This is a genomic window from Paenibacillus sp. N22P23 (genome assembly GCF_059383735.1).
Genome location: NZ_JBXENT010000003.1, coordinates 475,681 through 498,592 on the forward strand (window position 1 = coordinate 475,681; position 22,912 = coordinate 498,592).

A 22,912-nucleotide genomic window follows, 5' to 3' on the forward strand; every position below is an offset into this window, starting at 1 on the left:
TGAATTCCTACTCCACTGTTATCCCTTGGCTGTATCTCTCGCATACTTGTCTTGCCATCTGAAACAGTTCCTCACGCAAATGCCGGGGTTCCTTCACTTCAGCATCCATGCCGAGCGTATAGAAAAACTTGACCGCCCACTGCCATTCCGAGGACGGACACATGAAATCCAGCTCCCATCTCTCATCCGTGACTTGTCTCACATGGTCACCAATATGGAAGTCTTGTTCCGCTAATAACGCTCCACGATACGTGAATTGAGCGATAATGCGGGTAGAAACCTCATCGCTGCCGTTCGAACTCTCTACTTCCCGAGCCAATCGATCTGCCTCTTCGCCCGGCACATCCATGAGCTCCATCGCTTCGAAACGATCCACCCGAAACGTCCGCTGCTCTCCATGTGATATCGAATACGCCTCGCAGTACCAGTACCCATGTGCAGCGTACATTTTTCGAGGCCGCAGCTCGAGCCAGCGGGTTTGCTTCTCCGAACGGTAGTGCACGCGAAGCCATCTCGAATCGGCAGTATGTGCCAATAAGTCGGTCAAATACGGGGATTTGACGCTGCGCTGCGGCACTTCAACCTCCACAACATCAAGCATGGATTCGATGTGCGCCAAGGTCTGCTTCGGCATAATAGCCTTCAGCTTATCCATCACCGTCCATCTAGCCCGCTGAAACGGCGTATCGGCCATCCTCGTCAAGCTGCGCAGCGCGAAGAGGACGGACAAGGCTTCGCCGGCATCCAGCTGCAGCGGTGGCAGCCGAAAGCTTTCCATCAACCGAAAGCCTCCTGATGGACCCGATACCGCATACAAGGGAATCCCCATCTCGGAGAGTGACTGCATATCCCGCAAAATCGTCCGTTTCGTCACTTCGAATTTGTCAGCCAACCGTTTGGCTGTTGCCGGCTCCTGCTGAAGTGCGATCAGGATCGCCATTAGTCGGTCCATCCGCCTCACTGTCATCCCTCATTTCAACCTCATTATATCACCCTATTGGTGACATCAAGACTGTCACCTAACGGAACAGCCTTCACAAAAAAAGATGACCCTGATCCACTCAGAAGTCATCCCTTGATCGTGATCGTCGAACTTACTCCGTCGCCGCAAACTGCACGCAATCTCGCCCATGGTTCTTCGCCGAATATAGGGCATTGTCCGCCAACTGAATCAGCGCCTGCAGCGATCTATACTGCTCTGCATTTCCTGTTGCGCAGCCGCAGCTGACCGTCACATAGGAGGCTGTCTTTGACGCTGCATGTGGAATTTGCAGCTTCCGAATCGTCTCTCTCAGCTCATAGGCAATGGTTATCGCAGCATCGCTGTCTGCTTGCACGATGACGGCAAACTCCTCTCCGCCAAACCTCGCCGCCATCCCGCCATGAACCTTCGCCTTCTCTTGAAGCGCAATCGCGACTTGCTTCAAACATTCATCTCCGGCCAAATGTCCATAAGCGTCGTTATATTGCTTAAAGTGATCCAGATCAATCAACATCACACTCACAGAAGCCCCTTCAGCACGCAACCACAGCTTCTTCGAGACGTCATCGAACTGGCGCCGATTCGCAATTCCCGTCATTCCATCAAGCAGCGTCAGCTGTTCCAGCTCACGGTTCGCCTGCTCCAGTTCGAGTGTTCGCTCACGCACTTTCTGTTCCAGGGTAAAATTGAGCATTCTGAAATTGCTAAGCAGCTTCTCGCTGGATGCAAACGCCTTAGAGAACCGCCCGGATAAGATGAACGATTGCGCGAAAACAAAACAAAAGATGCCGAGCGGAGACAAATTATTATTCGGCAGCCAATCATATTGAGCGAAGATATCCACGATAACGGCTACTACCATCAAGAATTGACAGATAAAAACGATGCGCGAGCCTTCCCTTCCGCGAATGATCGCCAAGAAGAACACCACATTCATGTAAAGGACGTACACGAGCAGAAACAGCACAATATAGGGCAGCAGCGATGTAAAGTAAAAGGCGGATGTGCCTATGGTCAAGATGAAGAATACGCTGCAGCAGCAAGCAATAATCGGAATGGCTGGCTTCATGAATTCAGCAGGGTACAATCGGCTGATGAACAACGCAAAGGCGAGCATCGTCAGATAAACCAAGCAATACTCCATGGTAAGCATGGTCTCCCAGCTCATGGAAGGCAGCAGCCTGGCCATAATAATTCGGCCGCCGAACAGACTCCGTATCGCTACAAACAGACAGACGAGCCCGAAATATAGCGTCGATCGTTCTTTCAACCGTCGGACATATAATCCGAAGTGGTACATGGCCATAATAAACAGCGCACCGGCCACAAACATCTCGATGGCCAGCTTCAATTGATCCTTTCCTGTAACCGCCGTGGCTTCACCAACACGGAGCGGCTGCGAGATGCCGCCTTGATTATTATCATAGTTAGAAACGTGCAGCACGATTTGAATATCCGCCGCCGCTTTATGGAAGTAGACAAGCTTCACGGCTTTACCGGCTGTCGATGCTTGCGCGGACGTCCCCGGAACACCGACACCCCCATATGCTTCACCATTAATCCATACTCGGTAAGCGCTGTAGATGGGTGGAATCTCTAATGCCCAGCTGCCTGTCTGTTCTTCTATGCGAATGGTCTTGGCATAGGTCGCATATCCGACACGGCCAAGCTTCCGATCATCGATCCTGTAACTATTCCACATCGACGGGAGGTTCACCGTCCAATCAGGCGCCGCATGGCGGACTTCGTCCGGTGTTAGGAAACGGTTCCAATAAAACGACCAACTCTTGTCCAGTACCTGAATGGGGTTATGCCTACTCGGCGCCGACAAGCCTTGGCCTTCTGCGAATGAGGAGAAGCCGAATAATGTACAAATAAGCAAGACCATACTAAACCAGCACTTATGTATAGCGCGTCTCGGTGCCATCTCATTCTTCCTTATCCGCTGATTTATGCCTGAATCGCATGTACTTTATCTTATCATAGTTTTAACCACTAATTTACATTTCATAAATAATTCCCAGGAAATCGAATCCATTTTATTCGGCCGACAATCAAATATTGCAAACATATGTTCGGTATTGTATGATAACCATATTCGGCCATACTGATATGGCCACCCCAATCACAAAGGAGCGATTTATGATGATTACCATGTTGGTCCCTTATCTAGTCATGAACGGCAATGCGACGGAAGCGATCGCATTTTATCAAGGAGCTTTACATGCAGAAGTAGTCATCATGCAAACCTTTGGCGAGATGCCGCAGAATCCGGAGATGCCGCTGCCTGAGGAAGCTAAGAGCCTGATCGGACATGCGACAATTAAAGTCGGCCAGACAGACCTTATGTTCTCCGACGCATTCCCGGGTACGCCTCATCAGATCGGCAACCAAGTTACAATCTGCCTGTGCACGGACGATGTAGATACATCCAAGCAAGTCTTTGCCGCGCTCGAGCAAGGCGGTCAAGTCAGCGTGCCTTTAATTGAAACGCATTTCAGCCCCGGCTACGCGGTGATTACGGACAAATTCGGCGTTACTTGGCAGCTTTACACGAACATGCATCAATAGACTGTACACTTCCATGTCTAAGAAGAGACACGGCTTCGCACTTGCTGCGGGCCGTGTCTCTTTTGCTTACAAAGCAGGGGAAGTAATGTCTCATTTTGTCGGATTTATTTCGTTTATATGCATTTTGCTTCTGATATAATGGAATCAACTAGTCCAAATGTCGTAAATCCAAAGAAAAATGTCAAATCTATTCCCGGAGTCATGGTAAAATGAAGCTAGATGGCCTTATAATACTACCTTAGGAGGGAAGAGCGGTACTATGAATTATTTATACTTCATCTTGGGTTCATCAGTAGAATACTTTTCAGTTTTCGTTTTAATGTTCACCTTATTCCGCTTTCCCGTGACAGAACGGCTGAATATTACTTTGATTATCTCGCTCATGATGAGTCAGGTTTCTTACTTCACTCGCCTTATTCCTGAAATTGGAGATATATCTTCCTATATACAACTCGGGATGCTAGTCATTGTCTTATGGGTTTTGTTCCGGGTTCCAATCTATTATTCTCTTATTATGAACGCCGCGGCATTCATTGTCGGATTTGCTATCCAAGGGCTGACGCTTCTCGTACTTTCCCTATCCGGCACACCGCTGGAAGTTGTGGCAGGCACGCCTATACTATCCGCCTCGGTACAATTGTTGTCGGCAGCGATTGTTTTCGCCATCAGCAGAACCATTTATATTAAACATTGGGGTTACGATTATGTACCAGCCTCGCATCGCGCGAACGTGACCATAACGGGAACCAATGCAATACTGCTCGTTGTTGTCGTATCCAGTCTCGTTATAGCTGCCGGCGCCGGACTCATCCTGCGAGGAAACTATAAAGACTATGCGATTGTCGCAAGTGTCATTTTTCTTCTAACGATCCCCCTATTTCTGCATTACTCCATAAGAAAAGACAAAGAAGACGCTAAATAGGTCTCGTTATTACTCTGATAAGGAGGTGATAGCGATGCAAAAAAGAGCCTACCAAATGTTGGCGGCAGCCATTATCGGCGTTTCATCCTTGTTTGTACTGACAGGATCTTATTTCCTGCTCCACAACCCGCGCATTCCAAATGAATTAAGAAAAAAGGGCGTGTAATATGAAGATTCCAGTCGTAAAAAGATACAATAAAAAAGAGTTCGATATCGTTTTTATTGATCTTGAGGACGTTCTTCTTATGCGCAGCTACCGCGGAGAGGTATACTATCAAACAAGAGAAGGTCTTTACAGTCAAATTTCTACGTTCGAAGAACATGAGCGCTTCTTAGTAGGCGAGGGTTTTAAGAAAGTCGATCGTTGTTACGTCGTTCAGATGGATCAAGTGGAGTTTTTTGATGAAATACAACAACGATTATACTTCGTTAAGAAACCAGTAAATAGCGATTCACCAAGCGCACCTGTTTCCGGCGCACATCTGAAGGAAGTAGAACGGCTCTGCAACGCTGCAGAATCACCTGCGATCCGAAATGATCTGACCGGCGGATTATCGACAACATAGCTTGAAACAATAAAAAAGCCTTCTTCCTTTAACCGGGAAGAAGGCTTCTTTGTTAGGTTAGGAAGCCATGTGAATGGCAGCAGCTCCAGCACGGCGAATACGCAGCGCCATAAGCGATGCCAGCAAGCAGAGAAAGCCGGACATCACGAATGGCACCGTATAGCTGCCGAGCCAAACCCGCAGCAGTCCTGCTTCATAGGCTGCAAGCGACGCACCGGCTTGGTGAGCCACGACGACCCAGCCGAAGATCATACCGGCCTTCTCTTTGCCGAAGGTATCCGAGGCCAGTTTCGCTGTCGGCGGAACGGTCGCGATCCAGTCGAGACCGTAGAAGACGGCGAAGACGGTGAGCTGCATATAGCCAGTACCAAGCGCATAAGGCAGGAAGATAAGGGATAATCCGCGCAGACCGTAATACCAGAACAGCAGCCACCGGCTGTCGAAACGATCAGATAACCAGCCCGATAACGTCGTACCGACAAGATCAAACAGTCCCATCAGCGACAGAAGCCCTGCCGCGGTTACAATGGGAATGCCATAATCGCCGCAAGCCGGTATTAGATGCGTCCCGATGAGTCCGTTCGTGGAGAAGCCGCAGAAGAAGAATGTCCCGGCGAGCAGCCAGAATGTCCCGCTGCGTGCAGCCGTTAACAACGTTTGAATCGGCGTGAAGAACAAATTTCCTGTAAACGGTACTGGCTTCACCACTTCGGTTGTACCGAGTGCGGATACGCCGACATCGTAAGGATGGTTTCGCATCCAGATCCCGACGATCGGTGTCAGCAGCACCAGTACACCTACAACCGTATACACGGCGGTTCGCCATCCGATATCCTCTGTCAGTTTAGCCAGCAGCGGCAGGAAGAGAAGCTGACCGGTAGCCGCGCTCGCGGTGAGCATGCCGATCACAAGCCCTTTATGCGTAACAAACCAACGACCGGCTATCGTAACGCCGAGCACATTGGCTAGAGATCCGGTTCCAATGCCGACCATGACGCCCCACAGCAAGGTCATTTGCCAGATCGACGTCATGATCGGGGTTAGCGATAAGCTGACGATGAGCAGCAGCATCGAGATTACCATAATCTTGCGTACGCCATACCTCGCCATGAAGGCTGCTGCGAAAGGCCCCATTAAACCATACAGCAGGATACGAATCGATACGGCGCCGGATACCGCGCTGCGATCCCAGCCAAATTCTTTCTCAAGCGGCAGCATGAGAACGCTTGGCACGGAATTAATCGCGGCTGAAACGAGCAGCGTCAGAAATACGATGCCGACAACGACCCAGCCGTAGTACAACCTAGATGATCTCATTCCCCGCATCCCCTTACTTCAGCTTATAGGCAACTAGCGCCATCTCCAGACAACGCCTTTTATCCGCTTCCAGGAAGTCTTCTCCCAGCAGTAGGCTGAGCTTTTCTAACCGATTATAGAGTGTCTGACGGTGGATGTGAAGCTTCGCCGCCGTCTCTTGCTTGGAGCCCATACAGCCCAAATAAACATCCAGCGTTTCAATAAGCTGCAGATGATGCTCTCGATCGTAAGCGATAAGCTCTCCCAAATGGTCATCCACATACGAAGCGAGGAAGGATAGCTTCGGAACGGCCTTCAACAGCTGGTACACACCCAGACGATCATAGAAGATGCATCCCTCCTGCGACGCTACATTGCGAGCAACATCAATAACCTGCTGCGCTTCTTCGAAGCTTCTGGACGATTCCACGATTTGCGTGCGCAGCTTGCCGAAGCCGGCATGGAGCTTCAATGATTTTCTCGGTTCATGTGCAGATGCACGTAATTCCTCCGCAAGCCGCATAAGCGTCGCTTGGAAGTTATCCTGCGATTCCTTGTGCAGCGCGTCTTTGGCGCAGAGCATATAAATACGATTGTTCTGAATCATGACCAAATTGTACAGTCCATGCTTCTTCAGCAGCTGCCGCACCAAGATGAGCATATCCTGCTTATCTGCCTCAATGGTAATGGGTTCAATGTCAACCGTATGCTGAATTTCGATAATGCCGCTTGCAAACAAATACTCGCCTTTATTCAGTTGACGAAGCCCCATCCGGGATTGCGCCTGATCTTCGTTCTCGATGCGGTTGTTCATAATATCCAGGATGAATTCGTTATGGTCCCGAGACATCTTCTCTTCCAGAAACTCGGTGCGCAGCGTGATTGCGGCAACGGCCTTCGTGGTGTAATCGAGCAGCAGCGTGAGCGACTCCGTAATCTCGGCACGGTTGTACAAGAGCACACCCACATAGGAGAACGTCTGGCCGAAGCAAATAACAGGCTGCACAACAAGCATTTGCTGCGTATTCATAGGCAGTATCGAGACATCTTTGGCAGATAGTGCTCGGGTATCCATCTGCCGCTGCAGGAAGCTTGAAATCGGCCCCGATACTTTAGCGGTTAAGGCCGGGTAGAAGATACTATGGTCGAGCGAAGAGAAATACAGCACCTGCCTGGCCGATTGTTCGTGGAAGGCTTTCAGAATTTGCGCGATTCCGGTACTTTCAAGGGTTAGACGCTGCAGCTTTCGCGAGTAGACCTCCAGCTCCTTCAGAAACTGATGCTGCCTGTTAATGATCAAGGCATGAATGTCCTGCGTAATCTCCACAAACCGCACCGGCTGCTCGAACACGATGAGTGGAAAATGATGCAGGTCCGCCAGCTCCACAATTTCCTTCGGAATGTTATCGACGGTGGTGCCCATCTCAATGCAAAGTCCAGCAGCCTGTTGGTCGATCAGCTGCTTCATATAGGCAAACCGTTCCTGCTCGTTCTGCTTCAACCACAGGCCCGTCGTCAGAATCAAATCGTTCGGGCTCACATAGGGAGCCACATTCGTGATTTCAAGTACATGCACCCAGCCGACAGGATGATGGATCCCTTCCCGTCCTGCAACCAGCCTCGCGGCGCGAAAAATCGGCCTTTCGAGCAGCTGTTTTATCCCAAACGTCATTGTGTCCATTTTATCACCCTTATGTTAGACATTTTGTCTATAACCAGTAGGATCAATATACATAAATGTCTAACAATCTGTCAATTCACTTTATATTCTGTATGATGTTTATGCTTGGAATCCATTTTATAATGCAACTAAGAACAGCAAACAAACGACTTTCAGAGGTTCGCATTCAGAAATAGGGAGAGATCAATGATGATCATTGGCGTGCCGAAGGAAATTAAAAATAATGAATGCCGTGTAGGCGTAACACCATCCGGCGTGAAGGAATTCGTGCAAGACGGACATACCGTCTATGTGGAGACCAATGCCGGACAAGAGAGCGGCTTTACCGATGCTGAATATCAGCAATCGGGCGCGATTATCTTAGCTGATGCCGCAGCTGTTTGGCAACAGGCGGATATGGTTATAAAAGTGAAAGAGCCGCTGCCAAGCGAATACGCATTCTTTAGGGAAGATCTTATTCTCTTCACTTACCTTCATCTCTCCGCAGAACCAAGTTTAGCTGAGGCACTAGTTCAGTCGAAGGTGACAGCAATCGCCTATGAAACGGTCAAAGATGGCGGAGCTCTTCCGCTCTTGACGCCAATGAGCGAAGTAGCCGGCCGGATGGCCGCACAAATCGGCAGTCAGCTGCTCGAGCGCTCCAAAGGCGGACGCGGCATTCTGCTCTCCGGCATCCCCGGTGTAGCCAGAGGCAAAGTCACCGTAATCGGAGGCGGCGTTGTCGGTACGAATGCAGCGAAGATCGCCATCGGCTTAGGCGCGGAAGTCACGATTCTTGATCTGAATGCAAACCGCCTGCGACAGCTCGATGACCTGTTTGGCAATCAAGTACAAACGCTCGTATCCAGCCGCTATAACATTGCGCAGAGCGTGGCCGAAGCAGATTTGCTTATCTGCGCCGTACTGATTCCGGGAGCGAAAGCACCTGTCCTCGTTTCCGAAGATATGGTGAAAACGATGAAGCAAGGCGCCGTAATCGTCGATGTGGCCATCGACCAAGGCGGAAGCGTTGAGACGATTGATCATATTACAACACATGACAATCCAACGTACGTGAAGCATGGCGTGATTCATTATGCCGTAGCGAACATGCCTGGCGCTGTTCCACAGACGTCCACCGTTGGTTTGACCAATGCAACCATACCGTATGCGCTGCAAATTGCCCGCAAAGGTGCCTATCAAGCGATTCAAGACAGCCCTGCCCTGCAAAGCGGCACGAATATCATCAATGGCAAAGTCACGTACAAAGCCGTAGCCGATGATCTTGGTTATGCATATACTCCTCTGGCACAGGTGCTGGAGCTGCATACCGTTCATATATAGAATTAAGCTCAGAACCCTTTCATATTTTTTTAAACCCCATGCCAAGCCCCCTTGAGAATTTCTCAAGGGGGCTTGGTGTATCTATATGCGCTGGCTAATTACCGGTATTGCGACAACATGATTTGCACCCTCTGCATCCATGCCTGACTGACCGTATGAAAGGAGCTGTCTTTGATATTGTTCGTTGCCGGATCCCAGCTGTAATGGTAGCCATAATTGGTTGTATCCCGCAGCTTGGCATTCAAGGTGTCGATATTTTGCTGCGCGATATTAAGCCAGTTGACGTTGCCATCTGCTTGATACAGCTTAATAAAGGACTGCGATCCCCAGCCGCTGTAGCAAGGGTTAAATACCGGATCGGCAGTATTGATGATAAAGGCGCCTGTACTATTTTGCGTGTTCCAGAGCTGGTTCTTCATATTCGCAGCTATATTCTGGGCACTCGTCAAATACGCATTGTTCCCCGTAATGGATCTGTAGAGAAGATTAACCTCTATCATAATGGCATTGTCGTAGGTGAATTTAATCGGGGTAACGCTACTATTCGTGAGTTCATATTGCCAATTGTACAGGCCTGCAGAGGTGTCGAACATGTAGGTATCGAGCCACTGCTTGATGGAATCGGCCCATGACTTGTAATAGGCCTGCCCTGTAATCATATAGAGGCGGAGAAATAGCTGACAGGCGAGCCCGTTGACCTCCGAGCCCTTGATCTGCATGTACGGGGTCGTCTTGTTCGTCGTCCACCAGAACCCGCCGCCTGCGGTCGAATCCCATAGTCCGCTGTACATCAGCCAATTCGCAACCGCTTTAGCCGAGTTCAAATAATTCTGCTGCGTGATGCCGGTAGTCACTTCGTAGGCATCCAAATAAGCTGCGCCCGCAAGTGAAGCGTCATCGACATATTTATCTCCGCCTGCACCCGTGCCGTCAAGATTGCTCAGCGCAAAGTAGCCGCCAATCGGGCTTGTCATATCCCACATATTGCCCATGAAGTTGTACGTATTGTTCATGTAGGACAAATACCTGGAATCCCCTTGCCCCAGCATCGCGGCATCCGCATAGATTTGACTCACGTTGTACCACTGCGTCGTTGACTGATCTCCGATTTCGGTGCGGTAACTATTGGAAGACGTCAACAGATTGCCTGCCGTGAAATTATGCGTTTCCTGCGCAAGCGTCCAATACGTGGAGCTGGAACTGGCCGATACTGCTCCGGACGGAGCCATCATGAGCACGAGTGCCATAATCAACTGTACAATCACGATCTTCGAGCATGCTTTCGGTAATAGAGTAGAAACGTTCTTCTTCATCCTATAACCTCCTATGATGTGGGTGATTGGACATGCTGTGCAGCTGCCCTGTTTTCTAGTATGAGGATTTAAGACTTACCAGTAAATAGAAATTTTTACTCAAATATAAAAAGGTATCCACGCTTACCGGATCGTAAGCTTAGATACCTTCTTCCTGAGTGGCTAGTTCAGTGATTCTGCCACTTCTTTCGTAACCTCGTCGCCTCCGGATAATTTCCACGTAGAGACGAACTTATCGAAATCCTCGATTGGCGCCGCGCCGGTTATAATACGCAGGAACGTTTCATTTTCCAGATTATCCAGGCTCGTCCCTTTCTTCACCATCGTCGCAGTCGTGCCATAGAAGATCGGGTTCACCTTCGTAATTTCTTTGGTACCCGTGACAGCGCCGCCCGTGTAGTAGGCAAGGGAATCGGCAAAGGCCGTAATGTCTTTCTTCGGTTCCTTCTTGTTCTTCAAGATCGAATTCACTCGTTTAATAAGCCTTGCCGGCAGATCCTGCAGATCGTTGTCCACCAGCACCTTGTCGTAGATCGGAATATCGCGGGCTAACGAGTCTTGGAAGTCCAACTGTACGTTAAGCGGATAGTTGAGCCAGCTGACGATCTTATCCTTGTACAGCTCATGTGCTTTCGGATCGATCAGACGAATGCCTTCATATTGGACACTCAGCATTTTCAGTGCCGCTTCCGGATGCTTCGCTTTCTTGTTCACTACAAGGAAGGTGCCCGATGGCGCAGAAGGCACGACATTACGTTTGCCATCCCCGTCAAGCGGCCCAGCAAGCGGCACCCACTCTGCCTTCGGATCGGTTTTCACACTATCCGCCAGCATCCAGCCGGCAAACCATGGTGCAAACAGAATACCCGCTCGACCGCCGGATACAAGCGCGGCATTGTCCTGCCATTTGCGCGTCAGAAACTCTTTATCGATGAGACCTGCTTCGTACATATCCCTTAGCTTCATGAGCGCTTGCTTCGTTTCAGGCGTTGTCGATCCATAAACAATATTGCCGCCGGCATCCTTAAACCAGCTCTTCGGATAAGAATGGTACTGGTTAAAAATCGGATCGAAGGTGAAAAACTCAGCATCGCCGACGATCTGTTTGTCCCCGAGCAGCCCTAACGTATCGGGCTTGCCGTTCTGATCGGGATCCTGCTCCTTGAAGGCTTGGGCAATCGTTTGAACATCTTCCATGGAAGATGGGAGCTCCAGCTTCAATTTATCCAGCCAATCCTTGCGAACCCACAACAGCTGGTATGTACCATCAATGTTCGTATTCGGCAGCCCGTACAGCTTGCCATCGATGCGTCCTGTGTTCAGCACGCGATCGCCGGAGAACGACTTATAGTAGTCTTTAATAAGCGGTGAGCTATAAGTCTCGTAAATAGAAGTCAGATCAGCAAGCATGCCTGCTCCTGCCATCTCCTTGAATTGCTGCTCATTGACGACCATGATGTCCGGCATGCTGCTATTGGCTATCGCCAAACTAACCTTCTGATTATAGTCATCCACGTCTTCAATGGAGAACTCATAATTAACTTTCAAATTGAGACGGTCCTCGACGTATTTAAGAAATTCGTTGTTCTCCAGCGTATCTCCATTGGGTAAGTTATTGCCCGCTATTCCTTGCCTTCCGAGCGTAACCTGGATCTGTTCCTCATACTGTGTAAATGGCCCATCATCATTTATATCCGCATATGTAGTAGAGTCAGTATTTTCATTCGAGTTGCCTTCATGATAAGTAGCACTAAACTGATTGCCCTCATCCGCACCATTCCGATCGCAAGCCGCCAAGCTTAAGACGATTGATGCACACAGAAATAAACTCACCGCTGTAGTTTTCATCTGCTTCCCCCAAGTTTATTGTTTGCTGTTTAACCCATTATAGTATCGAAAGGCCTTCTATTCTATGTAAAAACTAATTTTAATCTGACTATCCCGATATTTATCCTAGTGGATTCCAGTTTAGGTAGCTATTTGTTTCCGAATCGAACATAAACTGGCCCGCTCTCATCCTACGATAGTTTTCCATTTCTGATCATGTAAGCGCTGTTATGATTTCGTTTAAACGAGCACCCTTTCCGGTCCACGAACCGGTATTGCCGTTTTGCGGTTAAGCTTCCTATACCTTGCAGGCGTCATGGCGTACCTGGCCGTAAACATTTTGTAGAAATAACTTAGGCTGCTGTAGCCGCAATCCAGTCCAATATCGAGGATGGACGCTTCCCCCTGCTTCAACAGCGCAGCAGCGTGCTGCAGCCTTCGTTCATTCATCCATTCCGTAGGGGTGATGCCGAGATACTTCCGCATTTCCCTGCAGACATGCTCTTGCGAATACGGGGCCAGTCGGTAGAGTGCGCCTGTCCCCTCGGCCAAGTGTGCTCTAGTGCCGACCTGACTGAGCAGATCGTTTAACCACTTCGGTGCACCGGGATGAACATCTGCAGGCGGGGGCGTAAAATGCTGCACCAGCAGCTCGATCAGCAGACCTCTTGCCGCAGCGCGAATGGCGGACTTGTTGTCCGCACTCATGGCTTTGATTCGTTCATATTCCCCGATCAGCCATGCAGCTTGTTCCGGTGAAAGCGTACATTGAGGCGGCAGCAGCGGCTCGGTCAGCCGCGTTCGGCCGAAACCTTCACCCAGATAGTTAAAAGCCTCCTCTATCATCGAACTGCGAAAATTAATATTAAGCAGCTCCACTTCTTCGTCGCCATATCGCTCATAACTATGAATATCGGTTGGACGGATGAAAGTTAGTATACCCGCTGACATTAGCTGTTTCACGTCGTTAACAAGATGATAGACGCTTCCCTCCGTAATCAGGAAACATTCATAGAAGTCTTCGTGATCATGCACGGTCGTCCAGTACTGAAGCTTACGGTGATAATAGAACTCTGTTTCAAGGCTCGCATCAATCAGTCCATCGGCGGTCAAACGCAGCATGGCTGGCCGCACCTCCCTTGTACGTTCATTATATCAACAGAAAGCAATTCTAGATCAATGGAAATGAAGATTCTTTCGCACCTCGAATGGTACGCTATCAACAGAACGAAGTTCTAACGAGATTGATTATAAAAGGGAGATGAACCGTCCTTGCTGCGAATTCCGTTACATGACGATTGGCAGTTAACATTTGAGGATTTATCCTGCGGTCCTGATGCGGCTTTTCGTGTATTCAGCAAAGCGCATGATTGGATTCCGGTTGCCACGCTTCCCTGCGATATTCATATGCCGCTCATCGAGCAAGGCATTATTAAAGACCCGTTGCTCGCCGATTATTGCTTCGCTGCGGAATGGACGGAGAACAAATCGTGGTGGTTCATGAAGCGTTTCTCCCTTGACGAAGAGACACTTGCTCGGCAGCGCATTATGCTCCATCTGGAATCACTCGATTCGGAAGCCGATGTTTGGATCAATGGCGTCCATCTCGGCCATCACCGCAGCACATTCTACCCGTTCCGAGCATCTGTAAAATCACTGCTGCATACTGGCGAGAATTCGCTGCTCGTGCGCGTCACTTCGGGACTTGAGCATGTGTCTGCTCAAGATATGGTCATGACCGCCGGGACACTCGCGGAAATGGAAAACGAGGCGATCGGTAAACGCGGCGACGATCGGCGCGCCAACGTGCGTAAGCCGCAGTTTGTCTATGGCTGGGATTGGGGGCCGCGAGTTGCCACGACGGGCATCACCGGCAGCGCTTGGCTGGAAGCGGACAGCGTCGTCAGCATTCGCAGCGTCAGTGCGGTGACACTGTCCGCTTCAGATGCGCATGCGAGGCTTCGCTTTGAAGTAGAGGCAGAGCAGCTTCATCCCTTTAAGACACGGGAAGCGGCGCTATCCTTGCGGCTGATGCATCCGCAAGGCAGCGTTAGTGCTGAGGTGAGCGAGCAGGTCTGTCTTCGCTCCGGTATCAACTTCCTTACTTATGAAGTGGAGGTGCATGAAGCCGAGCTTTGGTGGCCGAACGGCATGGGGGGCCAGCCGCTCTATGTGGTTCAAGTTTCACTAGTAAGCAATGGTGAGAGGTTTGTTTATCCTGAATTCAAGCTCGGTATCCGTACGCTTCGTATCAATACGGATCCGGTCGTTTCATCCTTGTCAGACGAGCCGGAGCCGGAGCTGGAGCGGCAGTTTACACTTGAAGTGAATGGTGTGCCTGTCTTCTGCAAGGGAGGCAACTGGATTCCGGCCGACTCCATTATCGCCAGAGTGAGCGATGAGAAATATGAAACGCTTATCGCCGAGGCGCGAGAAGCCAACTTCAATATGCTGCGCATATGGGGCGGCGGCCTTTATGAGCGGGATATTTTCTATGAGCGGTGTGATGCTTATGGTATCCTCATCTGGCAGGATTTCATGTTCTCCTGCGGGAAGTACCCGGATCACCTGGACTGGTATAAGCAAGAGGTCACGAAGGAAATCGATTACCCGACCCGGCGGCTGCGCAATCATGCCTCTCTTGCGCTCTGGTGCGGCAATAATGAGAACCATTGGGGCTTCGATGAATGGTGGAACGGTACTCGGCACCCGGACTTTTATGGTGGAGCCGAGATCTATAATCAAATTGCGCCGACGCTGATTCGCAGCAATTGTCCGCACATTCCCTACTGGAACAGCTCTCCCTATGGCGGCGAGCATCCGAATGGCAATGCCATGGGCGATCGTCACCACTGGCATGACGGCACAATGAACCCGGATATGGAGCGGCGGATTACGCCGGAAATTTATGATGAGGTACAGGCGAAGTTTGTTTCAGAGTATGGCTATATTGGGCCGTGCCGCTTAAGTACAATCGAAACCTACTTTGACGGAAAACCGATTGATACGAGCAGCCGAATCTGGGGACTGCACACGAATACATTCGAGAAAGACACCGTCCGCGCGGGAATCCGCAAGCATTATACAGAACGTGAGGACCTGTCGCTGGATGAATATTTGCTCTACGCCGGGCTTTGTCAAAGCCTCATGTACCAATATTCGCTGGAATCCATCCGCAGCAAGCCGTTCTGCTCCGGCGCTTTGTTCTGGATGTACAACGATTGCTGGGGCGAGGTCGGCTGGACAATTGTAGATTATTATCTCCGGCGTAAGCTAAGCTATTATGGCGTGCGGCGTGCTTTTGCGCCGGTGAAGCTGATTTTGCGGGAGGGGTCGCCTGGCATGGTGGAAGTAACCGCCGTGAACGAAACCGATGTGCCGCTGACGGAGACACTGGAATGCGGATTCCTCTCCTTTGATGGGCAGATAAGGCAGACGGAGCGGATTGATGTGGTCATTCCGGCTCGCTATCGCGGAGTGCTGCATCGCTTCTCGAGGGGGGGTTCTTCTGACGGCGCTGGGGCCCTCGGGGCTGGCGGGCTGTTCGTGGCTGCTATTCCCGTGGGCAGCTCCTCGCAGCGCATTCAACCGGCTATGCTTCGCCCAGGGGATATTCGAGCCCTCGGTCTTCCGCAGGCGGAAATTAGCGTCGTCTCCTCCAGCGTGGAAGGCGATGACCTTCATGTCACTGTGAAGTCGCAGACCTATGCGCATGCGGTACATTTTGACTTGGCGGATGATGTGCGGCTGAGTGATCATTATTTCGACCTGCTGCCAGGGGAAGTTCGCACCGTCACCATCTATGGCGGTGCCTCAGCAGGGATTACGTTAGAGGCATTAAAGATTGCCTCTATTAAGTAATGGGAGCTCGAGAGTTCGAAAATGGAACTCTCGCCGCCAATTCCGCGCCGTAATGAAGCTGAGAGTCCGGTAATCATACTCTCAGCGGTCACACTAACCAATCTGGCTCCGTGCGTGGATGCGAGAGTTCGAAAATGGAACTCTCATCACCAATTCCACGCCGTAATGTAGCTGAGAGTACGGAAATCGCACTCTCAGCAGTCACACTAACCAATCTGGCTCCAGATGTGGATGCGAGAGTTCGAAAATGGAACTCTCATCACCAATTCCGCGCCGTAATGTAGATGAGAGTACGGTAATCGTACTCTCAGCAGTCACACTACCCAATCTGGCTCCGAGCGTGGATGCGAGAGTTCGAAAATGGAACTCTCATCGCCAATTCCGCGCCGTAATGAAGCTGAGAGTACGGTAATCGTACTCTCAGCGGTCACACTAACCAATCTGGCTCCGTGCGTGGATGCGAGAGTTCGAAAATGGAACTCTCACCGCCAATTCCGTGCCATAATGAAGCTGAGAGATCGAATATCGTACTCTCAGCAGTCACTCTAACCAATCACGCTCCGTGCGTGGATGCGAGAGTTCGAAAGTGGAACTCTCACCTCCTAATCCGCGCCGAAATGATGTTGAGAGATCAAAAATCGCACTCTCAGCAAACCGATCGCGGGAGTTAGACCAGCCGGCACGCAATGCCCTCGACGGCGCGGGCTTCCATAACAAAGAAAAAGCGGCGCAGGGAGCTCCCCTAACGCCGCAAACTCTTTACTCATTGTCGTCCTCATCCGCGTAATACGTGCATTTGAACCGCTCCGTACCGGGATACTTCTCGCCAAGGCTCTCCACCGTGAATCGGCTGCTCCGATAGAAGTCGACTGCTTCTTCATCTGTCTCGGCCAGCAGCACCGCAGGTTTCTCCAGCTCCAGCAGCTCCAGAATAATGCCTCTGCCGTAACCTTTGTATCGTTCTGAAGGATCAACAGAAATATGATCGATCTCAATCGTATCGCTGCTCATACGGTGATACCCGATCAGCCCGATAATTTCGTCCTGCGATACATAGCCAAGCAGTTTAGCCGACGAATCGTCTTTATAGCGCTGCACCGCTCTCTCCAAATGCTCCGGCTCCGGAAATACCGACCAGCCGAGCAGCTCCTGAATCGCTTCTTCGTCCAGCTTTGCTTTAATATCGATCAACATATGAGAATACCGCCTTTGCATGGTTACTTTGTGACCAAAATTATACCATAACCGCAGGCGACAACGCTCCCCACCTTCACACCACTTCGTCCGTTATCCGTCTAAACCGACCATTCGCTCCGCCATCAGCTTTTCCGCTGCCGACCACGCCTCAACAAGCTCATCGTACCAAGGCCGTTCACCCGCCGCTTCAATCGCCCCCATCTTATCCAGCTCTTCAACAATGCCTCGAATGCCCTGCTCCCATTTCACTGTATAGCGAAAATCCAGATCACGCCTCGCAGCGGTATTGTCAAACAGGTTGTTGTAGCGGAAGTTCTCCACGCACCACTCGGCCTTCTTCGGCAGCAGCAGGCCCAGAAGATCGGTCGGGATGTGTATAATTCGCGGTTCAGGCACACCAAGCGTAGTCGCAACCGTTCTCCAATAACGGTCGTACGTCATCCATTCTTCACCCGTCACATTGTACGCTTGTCCGTATGCAGCCTCGTTGCCGATGGCTTGTACGAAAGCTCTCGCCACATCATCCCGATGGCAAGCGACCCACAGCGAAGTACCATCGCCATGAATTATAATCGGTCGTCCTTCGCGCACCCGCTTCATGTTGTAATTCCCGTCCGCGATGGAAGGGACAGCCGTCCCGCTTCCGCCGTACGTTTGAGCCGGTCTGAAGATCGTAACCGGAAACGTGCCGGGATCATGAGCTTCCAGCAACATATTTTCGCTCAGCACCTTATTAAACGCATACGGGAACGAAGGCAGCGCTTCACGTTCACCGCTCTCCGTAATTGGATAGCTCTTGGCTTGCTTCGTATAGACGTCAACCGTGCTGCAATAAATGTACTGACCGACTCTGCCCTTAAAGGCCCGAATGGCGCTCTCAGCCTCGTCCGCTTGAAACCCAATCATGTCAATGACGCAGTCGAACCGTCCCGCTTCCGCCATCTGTGCTTCAAAAGCTGCAAAATCCCGCCGATCGCCAATAATCGTCCGAACACCGGTCGGCGTTTCTCTATTGCCCCGATTGTAATGCCAAACTTCCATATCCCCTCGGCTTAACAGCTGTTCCGTAATCGCCGTGCTAATCGTCCCTGTTCCACCAATAATAAGCACCTTCACCTGATTGTCTCCTCCTTGAGCACAATGATGAGTACGTCCGAATTTGTATCTGACATGGGGATTCTGCTGCTCACACCTTCAGCGGTGGATGTGGTAGAAATGGCTGGTTGAATGATATGTCGCCTATCCAAATCGATCATTTTTACCGTGCAGCCATCAGCAGACAAGTCTAAAGACAGCTCCACATCGATGCAATACGGAACATAGACCACGATTTTACTTCGATCACAATTTGCGGCTACGCGGATTTCCGGATAAGGCGTGACCAGCAGATCATTACGCGGAACAAGATCGAACATGGCATACTGCTCGAACAACTCTTTGGCATAGCCGGTATCCCATGCACCAGGGAATCGAAGCGCCACTCGCCAGTCAAACGGTGTTTTGGCAAACTGCTCATTGTTGAACGGCATCCCCTTCTTATGCCAGGACCAAATGCCGTGCGCGCCATAGGTAAAGCCTGCTTTTGCCCCGCCCAGTACACTCCACCAGAAGGCTCGGCGAACGTCGAAAGCACCATATCGGCCATACCGATTGCCATATCCATGTCCCTCATAACAAGGCTCGGAATTGATAATCGGTCTATGAATCGTTTTCTCCATGAAATGCTCCGGGAGTTCGTAACAATCGGACTGCGTTTCCGTCCTATGACCGGATTGATAGATATACAGATCCAAGTCCTCCGATTGCAAAATCGTATCCGGAATGTCATGCTGATGCGATCCCATGTGCATCGCCGTCACAGCCTCAGGAGCGCAGCGCTTCAGTGTTTGCAGTGCTCTCTCGTAATACGCGGTCACTTGCTCATTCTCAAACTGCGTGTCGCCGCTGATGTAATAGAGCGGGCTGTACCGCGCGAAACGCTTCGCCACATACTCGGTGTAGGGCTGAACAGCCTCCCATGGAATCGTATACTCCGGATGCATGTTATTCACGCCGGTACCGGGAACATAATTGTGCCAGAGCACAACAAGCACGGGAAGGAAGCCTCGTTCGCAGGCCATCTGCAGCATCTTCTCCGCTTTATCGAAATAAGCCTCATTGCAGCTCATAAAGTCCCAATTACCCTCTGCATCAAATCGAAACGGCAATTCATCGGCGACCGTTTCATGCACGAGCGGCAGCACGCTGATTTGCAAGGCATTGAACCCCTGCAAGCGGCGGTATTCGAGATAGACTTCCCACTCCTCCAGCTTCGCGGCCGAGAATACCCCCCACACGGTATCGGCCATATAGAAAAAAGGCTGCCCTCGGTCTAGCAGGATCTCCTTATTTTCCGCTACTGTAACTTGTCTCATTGTTCCCCTCTTTTCGCGACCGTGTCATGCTTTCTTCTGCACTATACCATGGGCTGAAAATCGCTGTCTATGAAATAAATACAGAATGTATACAATAAAATATTGTTTTTTGCTAGGCGATAACATGGCAGGAAAATGGAACACTCTCCCAGAAAAGGTATAGTCGAAGTTAGGTACGCATTCGCACAAACGGAGGAATAACAATGGAGATCAAATCACTTATTGAGGATATTTTTCAAGCAGCTCGTTTAGGTGAGGTTTCTCAGCTTCGCGCCACATTAGCAGCTCATCCGAAGCTTGCCAACACCGAGAATGATGATGGCTTAACGCCTCTGGGGTTCGCCGCGCATTTCGGAAACGAGGAAGCTGTACAGGCTCTGCTCGATCACGGTGCAGATGTAAATGCCATCTCGCATTCCAAAGTGTCCTACATCCCATCGAATACGGCTTTGCATGCTGCAATTGCGGGGGAGCGTAACGTGGACGTGATTCGACTGCTTCTGACGCATCAAGCCCAGCCGACGATTGTGGACAGCAACGGGCATACCGCTCTCCATTCGGCAGCGTTTCATGACAACAATGAAGAGATTATTCGCTTGTTGCTTGCACATGGCGCCGACATTCATGCTAAGACGACAACCGGTGATTCGGCATTATCCATAGCCATCCGGCAAGGCAACAACAACGTCGCTGCGTTTCTTCGTATTAACGGAGCCGTGGATTAAGTAAGAGGCTGCCTAGAAAGTGCGCCGTGCGCATTTTGAGGCAGCTTTTGTTTGTTTGTTTGTGTGGGGGATGGTTGAGACGTAGCAGCGATGCTTCAGTGCGGGGAGTTACTTTGGCGGTCTATCCGACCGGGGTGCTACGAGGAAATGCTGACGTAAATGCAACATATGACCACTCCAAAAGGCTAGTCTCCGCTAATGTTGCGCAAAATGCATCATTTCAGCCAGGCAAGGCCTCCCATCAACTATTTGGAGCGGAAATATTGTATAACGAGCAACATTTCCTATACGAAGCCTTCTTTTTATCGCAAAATGCTGCAAAAATGCATCATTTCACTTGCTAGTGATTCGTCATCCTAAGGAGCATCGCGGAAAGTGATTTCCTCCATTAGACACAAAAAAAGCAGCTGAACAAGGGCGTTCCCCGTTCAGCCACTCTTTCCCCCTGCTTGGCCAGCTCATTAAACCGGAACCTGCTGCAGCGCTGCCAGCGCTACCGGCTTGTTGATGTAATACCCTTGAATGCCCCAGCAGCTCATCGCTCTGAGCATCTCATATTGACCTGCATCCTCCACACCTTCCGCGACGACCTTCAACCGCAAGGCACCGGCCATGACAAGCATGGCGGATAATACAGACTCATTCATTTCTTGGGTAAAAGAGCGATCCATCTTCAGTGTATCAATAGGCAGCAGTGTCAGCATACTCAGCGAAGAGTAGCCTGTGCCGAAGTCATCCAGCGCAATGCTGAAACCGACAGACCGCAGCCGGCTAAGCGTCTGTCTTATGCCCTGGGAATCGCTGATAACGGTACTCTCCGTCAACTCAAGCTCGATCGCTTGAGGAGGAACATGTTCCTCCTCGATGATTTCAATAATCCGGTCTACAAAATCCGGCTCACTAAGCTGCACGCCCGATATATTCACGGAAACGCGAATCTCATCCCCATAGCCCTCCACCAGCTGATGCCAATCTTGGCATGCCTTGCGGATAACCCAGTAGCCGATCGGCACAATGAGGCCGGTCTGTTCCGTAATCGGAATAAACTCTGCGGGCTGCACCATTCCCCCGCCAGCCCGGTTCCAGCGAAGCAGCGCCTCTGCGCCGACCACGCATTCTTGCTGCGGGCTGTAGATCAGCTGATAATGCAGCTCGAATTCCTCCAGCTCAATCGCGCTCGACAGCGCCAGCTCGTGGATGAAATTCTCGACATGATCGTATCTGGAGGTCGCTTCGTACACATGGAAGCTTTTACGACCGGCACCTTTTGCCTTATAGAGGGCAATGTCCGCCTGCTTGAGCAGTGTCTGAATATCTTCATGCCCCTGCTTCAGCGCAATCCCAATGCTGCAGTTCAGCTTAATTTGCTGGTCGTTAATGCGAAAAGGCGCGCGGAACAACTCCATGATCAGCATGGCCATCCCTTCCGGCTGCTCTACACATGCGCTGGCAGCCACGATAAATTCATCGCCGCCAAGCCGAACCAGCGTATAGTCCTCCTCCGCCTTGAATGCGGCACTTAAGCGAGTTGCAACTTCGACAAGCACCGCATCCCCTGCGTCGTGGCCGAAGGTGTCGTTAATATTTTTGAAAAAATCGAGGTCGAGCAGAAACAGTGCCTCGGCGCTCACCATTTTTTCCATAAGAAATCTGCGGTTGTACAGTTTGGTACGATCATCGTGGTAGGCATAGTGAAAGAGCAGGTTTTCGTAGTTTTTGCGTTCGGTAATGTCGCGCGTCACGCTGATTACATAGTCAACCTCACCGCTATCGCCAAAAATAGGCGTCAGCATGGACTCCCCGCTCATCGTCCCGTTCGGCATTACAACGCCATCCTCATAGCGGATGTCCGTTCGCTCCGTCACGACTCTAGCATATTTCTTATATAAATATTCAGCCATGGCAAACGTATTGCGTTCGTAGAACGTCTGGCCAACATCTGCCATCGTAATGCCCGTCATGCGGGTAGCTGCTTTGTTCACGTAATAGTAGGTCAGCTCCAGTTCCTGCACTTTCATAATAAAGATACCGTCTGCGATATCATCCAGCATCCGACCAATTTGCAAATGAAATTCGTATGGGTTCAAGTCCCTGTTCAACTCCTTGTGCGTTGCCTCTACGATGTCTATCTTCTCTGTACCCTATACTTCTGCAATTACAGACGATTTCCCTGCTCTGCTCGCTAGTTTAGCCCGTGAATATTTCATCCCTTTAATGAAAAAAGACTTCGTCCG

Annotated in this window: 18 protein-coding genes; 7 read left to right on the plus strand and 11 right to left on the minus strand. The window is 50.5% G+C overall.

The window, feature by feature from the left end:
- Nucleotides 1-7 precede the first annotated feature (7 nt).
- Together AC506A_RS17380 and AC506A_RS17385 are read right to left on the minus strand one after the other, a co-directional pair.
- Nucleotides 8-967 (minus strand): helix-turn-helix transcriptional regulator, encoded by a 960-nt coding sequence (locus tag AC506A_RS17380; RefSeq protein WP_495462271.1) that lies wholly within the window; start codon nucleotides 965-967, stop codon nucleotides 8-10.
- 127 nt (nucleotides 968-1,094) lie between these two features.
- A complete protein-coding gene (locus AC506A_RS17385; RefSeq protein WP_495462272.1) occupies nucleotides 1,095-2,909 on the minus strand; it encodes a diguanylate cyclase in 1,815 nt (604 codons plus the stop codon).
- Between the two features lie 218 nt (nucleotides 2,910-3,127).
- On the opposite strand from AC506A_RS17385, the gene AC506A_RS17390 reads away from it, so the two are divergent.
- The 4 genes from AC506A_RS17390 (at nucleotide 3,128) to AC506A_RS17405 (ending at nucleotide 5,041) form a co-directional block, all read left to right on the plus strand.
- On the plus strand, nucleotides 3,128-3,553 hold the full coding sequence (locus AC506A_RS17390; protein ID WP_495462434.1) for a VOC family protein: 426 nt from the start codon (nucleotides 3,128-3,130) through the stop codon (nucleotides 3,551-3,553).
- Nucleotides 3,554-3,812: 259 nt separating this feature from the next.
- Nucleotides 3,813-4,475 (plus strand): hypothetical protein, encoded by a 663-nt coding sequence (locus AC506A_RS17395; RefSeq protein WP_495462273.1) that lies wholly within the window; start codon nucleotides 3,813-3,815, stop codon nucleotides 4,473-4,475.
- 34 nt (nucleotides 4,476-4,509) lie between these two features.
- Entirely contained in the window at nucleotides 4,510-4,641 is a 132-nt protein-coding gene (locus AC506A_RS17400; RefSeq protein WP_256256516.1) for a hypothetical protein, read from the plus strand.
- 1 nt (nucleotide 4,642) lies between these two features.
- Complete coding sequence (locus AC506A_RS17405; RefSeq protein WP_091223266.1) at nucleotides 4,643-5,041, plus strand: LytTR family transcriptional regulator DNA-binding domain-containing protein; 399 nt, start codon at nucleotides 4,643-4,645, stop codon at nucleotides 5,039-5,041.
- A gap of 57 nt (nucleotides 5,042-5,098) precedes the next feature.
- Here the strand turns inward: AC506A_RS17405 and AC506A_RS17410 are convergent, their stop codons facing one another.
- Both AC506A_RS17410 and AC506A_RS17415 read right to left on the minus strand, forming a co-directional pair.
- Entirely contained in the window at nucleotides 5,099-6,367 is a 1,269-nt protein-coding gene (locus AC506A_RS17410) for an MFS transporter (RefSeq protein ID WP_495462274.1), read from the minus strand.
- 4 nt (nucleotides 6,368-6,371) lie between these two features.
- The gene (locus AC506A_RS17415) at nucleotides 6,372-8,018 is read right to left on the minus strand and encodes a PucR family transcriptional regulator (RefSeq protein ID WP_495462275.1); all 1,647 of its coding nucleotides are present in this window, start codon (nucleotides 8,016-8,018) and stop codon (nucleotides 6,372-6,374) included.
- Nucleotides 8,019-8,207: 189 nt separating this feature from the next.
- Here AC506A_RS17415 and ald point away from each other — a divergent pair, with 189 nt between their 5' ends.
- Nucleotides 8,208-9,341 (plus strand): alanine dehydrogenase, encoded by a 1,134-nt coding sequence (gene ald / locus AC506A_RS17420; RefSeq protein ID WP_495462435.1) that lies wholly within the window; start codon nucleotides 8,208-8,210, stop codon nucleotides 9,339-9,341.
- A 98-nt stretch (nucleotides 9,342-9,439) separates the two neighbouring features.
- On the opposite strand, the gene AC506A_RS17425 is transcribed toward ald, so the two are convergent.
- The 3 genes from AC506A_RS17425 to AC506A_RS17435 all read right to left on the minus strand — a co-directional run bounded on the left by AC506A_RS17425 (nucleotide 9,440) and on the right by AC506A_RS17435 (nucleotide 13,603).
- The gene (locus AC506A_RS17425; RefSeq protein WP_495462276.1) at nucleotides 9,440-10,654 is read right to left on the minus strand and encodes a glycoside hydrolase family 76 protein; all 1,215 of its coding nucleotides are present in this window, start codon (nucleotides 10,652-10,654) and stop codon (nucleotides 9,440-9,442) included.
- A 162-nt stretch (nucleotides 10,655-10,816) separates the two neighbouring features.
- Entirely contained in the window at nucleotides 10,817-12,502 is a 1,686-nt protein-coding gene (locus AC506A_RS17430) for an extracellular solute-binding protein (RefSeq protein ID WP_495462277.1), read from the minus strand.
- Between the two features lie 219 nt (nucleotides 12,503-12,721).
- The gene (locus tag AC506A_RS17435; protein WP_495462278.1) at nucleotides 12,722-13,603 is read right to left on the minus strand and encodes a helix-turn-helix transcriptional regulator; all 882 of its coding nucleotides are present in this window, start codon (nucleotides 13,601-13,603) and stop codon (nucleotides 12,722-12,724) included.
- 150 nt (nucleotides 13,604-13,753) lie between these two features.
- Between AC506A_RS17435 and AC506A_RS17440 the strand changes: the two genes are divergently transcribed.
- The gene (locus AC506A_RS17440) at nucleotides 13,754-16,342 is read left to right on the plus strand and encodes a beta-mannosidase (protein WP_495462279.1); all 2,589 of its coding nucleotides are present in this window, start codon (nucleotides 13,754-13,756) and stop codon (nucleotides 16,340-16,342) included.
- Between the two features lie 759 nt (nucleotides 16,343-17,101).
- Here AC506A_RS17440 and AC506A_RS17445 read toward each other — a convergent pair.
- The 3 genes from AC506A_RS17445 to AC506A_RS17455 all read right to left on the minus strand — a co-directional run bounded on the left by AC506A_RS17445 (nucleotide 17,102) and on the right by AC506A_RS17455 (nucleotide 19,953).
- Entirely contained in the window at nucleotides 17,102-17,536 is a 435-nt protein-coding gene (locus AC506A_RS17445; RefSeq protein WP_495462280.1) for a GNAT family N-acetyltransferase, read from the minus strand.
- 93 nt (nucleotides 17,537-17,629) lie between these two features.
- Nucleotides 17,630-18,655, minus strand: coding sequence for an NAD-dependent epimerase/dehydratase family protein (locus AC506A_RS17450; protein ID WP_495462281.1), 1,026 nt, complete (start codon nucleotides 18,653-18,655; stop codon nucleotides 17,630-17,632).
- Nucleotides 18,652-19,953 carry a glycoside hydrolase family 140 protein gene (locus tag AC506A_RS17455; protein WP_495462282.1) on the minus strand — a complete coding sequence of 434 codons (1,302 nt, stop codon included), beginning with the start codon at nucleotides 19,951-19,953 and terminating at the stop codon, nucleotides 18,652-18,654. The genes AC506A_RS17450 and AC506A_RS17455 overlap by 4 nt, the downstream gene beginning before the upstream one ends.
- A 203-nt stretch (nucleotides 19,954-20,156) precedes the next feature.
- Here AC506A_RS17455 and AC506A_RS17460 point away from each other — a divergent pair, with 203 nt between their 5' ends.
- Nucleotides 20,157-20,678 carry an ankyrin repeat domain-containing protein gene (locus AC506A_RS17460; RefSeq protein WP_495462283.1) on the plus strand — a complete coding sequence of 174 codons (522 nt, stop codon included), beginning with the start codon at nucleotides 20,157-20,159 and terminating at the stop codon, nucleotides 20,676-20,678.
- Between the two features lie 461 nt (nucleotides 20,679-21,139).
- Here AC506A_RS17460 and AC506A_RS17465 read toward each other — a convergent pair whose 3' ends face one another.
- Nucleotides 21,140-22,765, minus strand: coding sequence for a putative bifunctional diguanylate cyclase/phosphodiesterase (locus AC506A_RS17465; RefSeq protein ID WP_495462284.1), 1,626 nt, complete (start codon nucleotides 22,763-22,765; stop codon nucleotides 21,140-21,142).
- Between the last annotated feature and the right edge of the window lie 147 nt (nucleotides 22,766-22,912).